The following is a 5,000-nucleotide window of genomic DNA, read 5'->3' as shown; positions in this document are numbered from 1 at the left end:
TGCACGCAGGGGGTCAGGAGTTCGATCCTCCTCGGCTCCACCAAATTAGGGGGTTTATTCATTAGGATTATCCAGATTAAAGTATTTTTTTTGAGGGTATTTTAATCTGGAATAACCAGAAGTTCATTAAAAATTAGGGTAAATAAGAGGTAACACAAGCGTACTTGTATTGAAGCAGTGTCATATAATTGAGGTAATTGAGATTATATGGTCAAGAAGAGAAGCGCAAACGGTGGATGCCTTGGCAGTAAGAGGCGAAGAAGGACGTGGAATCCTGCGAAAAGCTTTGGTGAGCTGGAAACGAGCGATTAACCAAAGATGTCCGAATGGGGGAACCCGGCCATGAGCAGTCATGGTCATCTGCTACTGAATACATAGGTAGTAGAGGCGAACTTGGGGAACTGAAACATCTAAGTACCCGAAGGAAAAGAAATCAAGAGAGATTCTCCAAGTAGCGGCGAGCGAACGGGGAGGAGCCTGGTGTGATTTATAGTGTAGAGAAGTAGAACAACTTGGGAAGGTTGGCCATAGAGGGTGAAAGCCCCGTATACGTAGTTTACATTAAGAACTAAGCACACGAACAAGTAGGCCGGGACACGTGTAATCCTGGTTGAATATGGGTGGACCATCATCCAAGGCTAAATACTCCTTACTGACCGATAGTGAACCAGTACCGTGAGGGAAAGGCGAAAAGAACCCCGGAGAGGGGAGTGAAATAGAACCTGAAACCGTTTGCGTACAAGCAGTGGGAGCATGGCTTAGGCTGTGTGACTGCGTACCTTTTGTATAATGGGTCAGCGAGTTACTTTCAGTGGCGAGGTTAACTGAATAAGGAAGCCGTAGAGAAATCGAGTCTGAATAGGGCGCGAGTCGCTGTGAGTAGACCCGAAACCGGGCGATCTAGTCATGTGCAGGATGAAGGTTGGGTAACACCAACTGGAGGTCCGAACCGGGTAATGTTGAAAAATTATCGGATGACGTGTGACTAGGAGTGAAAGGCTAATCAAGCCCGGAGATAGCTGGTTCTCCCCGAAAGCTATTTAGGTAGCGCCTCGTGAATGATTACTGGGGGTAGAGCACTGTTTCGGCTAGGGGGCTGTCATGGCTTACCAAACCGATGCAAACTCCGAATACCGGCTAATTGAATCACGGGAGACACACGGCGGGTGCTAACGTCCGTCGTGAAGAGGGAAACAACCCAGACCGCCAGCTAAGGTCCCCAAGTACTAGTTAAGTGGGAAACGATGTGGGAAGGCACAGACAGCCAGGAGGTTGGCTTAGAAGCAGCCACCCTTTAAAGAAAGCGTAATAGCTCACTGGTCGAGTCGGCCTGCGCGGAAGATGTAACGGGGCTAAAACTAGTCACCGAAGCTGCGGATGTGTACTAAGTACACGTGGTAGGGGAGCGTTCTGTAGGCTGATGAAGGTGGATTGAGAAGTCTGCTGGAGGTATCAGAAGTGCGAATGCTGACATGAGTAACGATAATGAGGGTGAAAAGCCCTCACGCCGGAAGTCCCAGGTTTCCTGCACGACGTTAATCGGAGCAGGGTGAGTCGGCCCCTAAGGCGAGGCTGAAGAGCGTAGTCGATGGGAACCAGGTTAATATTCCTGGACTTTTTATAAGTGGTGAAGTGGGGACGAAGAAGGCTAGGTGAGCCAGGCGTTGGTTGTCCTGGTATGTGCATGTAGGGGGATGGTTTAGGCAAATCCGGACCATTAATAACTCTGAGGTGCGACATGGTGCTGACACTTCGGTGTACAGCGAAGTCATTGATGCCCAGCTTCCAGGAAAAGCTGCTAGCCATAACTTATAGAGAACCGTACCGCAAACCGACACAGGTGGACAGGTAGAGAATACTAAGGCGCTTGAGAGAACTCGGGTGAAGGAACTAGGCAAAATGGTACCGTAACTTCGGGAGAAGGTACGCCCTTTTTGGTGATGAGATTTACTTTCAGAGCTGAAGAGGGCCGCAGAGACCAGGTGGCTGCGACTGTTTATTAAAAACACAGCACTCTGCAAATTCGTAAGAAGACGTATAGGGTGTGACGCCTGCCCGGTGCCGGAAGGTTAATTGATGGGGTTATCTTCGGAGAAGCTCTTGATCGAAGCCCCGGTAAACGGCGGCCGTAACTATAACGGTCCTAAGGTAGCGAAATTCCTTGTCGGGTAAGTTCCGACCTGCACGAATGGCGTAACGATGGCCACACTGTCTCCACCCGAGACTCAGTGAAATTGAAATCGCTGTGAAGATGCAGTGTACCCGCGGCTAGACGGAAAGACCCCGTGAACCTTTACTATAGTTTTGCACTGGACTTTGATGATAACTGTGTAGGATAGGTGGGAGGCTATGAAGTGAGGACGCTAGTTCTCATGGAGCCAACCTTGAAATACCACCCTGTTGTTATTGAGGTTCTAACTTGGTCCCGTAATCCGGGATAAGGACAGTGTATGATGGGTAGTTTGACTGGGGCGGTCTCCTCCCAAAGAGTAACGGAGGAGCACAAAGGTACCCTCGGTACGGTCGGACATCGTACCAAGAGTGTAAAGGCATAAGGGTGCTTGACTGCGAGAGCGACGGCTCGAGCAGGAACGAAAGTTGGTCTTAGTGATCCGGTGGTTCTGAATGGAAGGGCCATCGCTCAACGGATAAAAGGTACTCCGGGGATAACAGGCTGATACCGCCCAAGAGTTCATATCGACGGCGGTGTTTGGCACCTCGATGTCGGCTCATCACATCCTGGGGCTGAAGCAGGTCCCAAGGGTATGGCTGTTCGCCATTTAAAGTGGTACGCGAGCTGGGTTTAGAACGTCGTGAGACAGTTCGGTCCCTATCTGCCGTGGGCGTAGGAAAATTGAGAGGAGCTGCTCCTAGTACGAGAGGACCGGAGTGGACGAACCTCTGGTGTACCGGTTGTCACGCCAGTGGCATTGCCGGGTAGCTAAGTTCGGACGGGATAACCGCTGAAAGCATCTAAGCGGGAAGCCTCCCTCAAGATGAGTTTTCCCATGAAGCCCGTTGAAGACTACGACGTTGATAGGCAAGGTGTGGAAGCGCAGTAATGTGTGAAGCTAACTTGTACTAATTGGCTGATTGTCTTGACCATATAATCTGAGTTACTTCAGATTGAATACGAATACAATGTGAACCTCTTTATTTACCTGAAGCATGATTAGGCATATAATATGCCCAATTAATCATGTAAAACAGTTTTCCTGGCGACCATAGCGGCTTGGAACCACCTGAATCCATCTCGAACTCAGAAGTGAAACAGGCCCGCGCCAATGATAGTGTGAGGTCTCCTCATGTGAAAGTAGGTCATCGCCAGGGTTTTATTTAAGTGATAGTTTAAAATAAAAATATCACTGTAAGTCCTAATTAAAATAGGCAAAAGCGAACATGCTGGCGTAGCTCAGTTGGTAGAGCAACTGACTTGTAATCAGTAGGTCCCGGGTTCGATTCCTGGTGCCAGCACCATCTTATTAGGTTGGCCGTTAACAAAATGTTGACATTCTATTCATCTTAAAAGACAATAGCGTTCTTTTTGGAGGGGTTCCCGAGCGGTCAAAGGGATCAGACTGTAAATCTGACGGCTCTGCCTTCGAAGGTTCGAATCCTTCCCCCTCCACCAGTTAAAAAAGAAGGATAAAGCGGGTGTAGTTCAATGGTAGAACTTCAGCCTTCCAAGCTGATAGCGTGGGTTCGATTCCCATCACCCGCTCCAAATTAGAAATAGAAATATTTGCTTGCTTAATGAAGCTGCAAGCCGATATAAGCCCACATAGCTCAGGCGGTAGAGCACTTCCTTGGTAAGGAAGAGGTCGTTGGTTCGAGTCCAGTTGTGGGCACCATAATGTCAATTTAGCAATGGGGAGACTTTCCAATGGCGAAGGAAAAATTTGAACGTAAGAAGCCACACGTAAATGTGGGGACGATTGGTCACGTAGACCACGGTAAGACGACATTAACGGCGGCTATTACCACAATTATGGCAAAGAAATTTGGTGGAACAGCAAAAGCATATGACCAGATTGATGCTGCACCGGAAGAGCGCGAGCGTGGTATTACGATTTCTACAGCACACGTAGAATATGAGTCATCAAACAGACACTATGCACACGTAGATTGCCCAGGACATGCTGACTATGTTAAGAACATGATTACAGGTGCGGCACAAATGGACGGAGCGATACTTGTAGTATCAGCAGCAGATGGTCCGATGCCGCAGACACGTGAACACATATTATTATCACGCCAAGTAGGTGTACCATATATTGTTGTGTTCATGAACAAAGCAGATATGGTAGACGATCCTGAGTTGCTGGAGTTGGTTGAGATGGAAGTGCGTGACCTGTTAAGCAGTTACGATTTTCCTGGTGATGATATTCCGATTATTGTTGGTTCTGCGTTGAAAGCGCTGGAAGGTGATGACAGTGAGATTGGAGTTAAGGCGATCGAGAAACTGGTTGAGACTATGGACTCATACATACCTGAGCCAGTACGTAACATTGATAAAGCATTTTTGTTGCCAATCGAAGACGTATTCTCTATATCTGGACGAGGAACGGTAGTAACTGGACGTGTAGAGAGTGGTATTGTTAAAGTGGGTGAAGAAATTGAGATTGTTGGAATTCGTGACACTCAAAAAACCACCTGCACCGGCGTTGAAATGTTCCGTAAGTTGTTGGATGAGGGACGAGCTGGCGACAATGTTGGCGTGTTATTACGTGGAACTAAGCGAGATGAAGTTGAGCGTGGTCAGGTATTAGCTAAGCCAGGCACAATTAAGCCTCATACAAAGTTTGAAGCAGAAGTATACGTATTATCAAAAGAAGAAGGTGGACGACATACCCCATTTTTCAATGGATACAGACCACAGTTTTATTTCAGAACGACAGATGTAACAGGAACATGTGATCTTCCATCTGGAGTTGAAATGGTAATGCCTGGTGATAACGTACAATTGACCATTAATCTGCATGCACCTATCGCAATGGATG

At 47.8% G+C, this 5,000-nt stretch carries 1 protein-coding gene, 5 tRNA genes and 2 rRNA genes (1 of these 8 only partly in view); all 8 read left to right on the top strand.

What is annotated here, in order from left to right; genetic code table 11:
- Positions 1–43 (top strand) — tRNA-Ala (locus Ltuc_RS11035) (it extends 33 nt beyond the left edge of the window).
- Positions 44–209: 166 nt separating this feature from the next.
- Positions 210–3,106: ribosomal RNA gene (locus Ltuc_RS11030) — 23S ribosomal RNA — on the top strand.
- Positions 3,107–3,214: 108 nt separating this feature from the next.
- A 5S ribosomal RNA gene (gene rrf / locus Ltuc_RS11025) occupies positions 3,215–3,330 on the top strand.
- A gap of 71 nt (positions 3,331–3,401) precedes the next feature.
- Positions 3,402–3,477: transfer RNA gene (locus tag Ltuc_RS11020), tRNA-Thr, on the top strand.
- 69 nt (positions 3,478–3,546) lie between these two features.
- Positions 3,547–3,631 (top strand) — tRNA-Tyr (locus tag Ltuc_RS11015).
- A 19-nt stretch (positions 3,632–3,650) separates the two neighbouring features.
- Positions 3,651–3,724, top strand: a tRNA-Gly gene (locus Ltuc_RS11010).
- 51 nt (positions 3,725–3,775) lie between these two features.
- Positions 3,776–3,851, top strand: a tRNA-Thr gene (locus tag Ltuc_RS11005).
- 32 nt (positions 3,852–3,883) lie between these two features.
- On the top strand, positions 3,884–5,000 hold a 1,117-nt coding region (tuf, locus tag Ltuc_RS11000; protein ID WP_058521669.1), incomplete at its 3' end, for an elongation factor Tu.

Origin of the sequence: Legionella tucsonensis (assembly GCF_001468035.1) — a bacterium.
GTDB classification, from domain to species: Bacteria; Pseudomonadota; Gammaproteobacteria; order Legionellales; family Legionellaceae; genus Legionella; species Legionella tucsonensis.
Note: the sequence above shows the minus strand (reverse complement) of the source record. Positions and strands in the feature narration are given on the sequence as shown.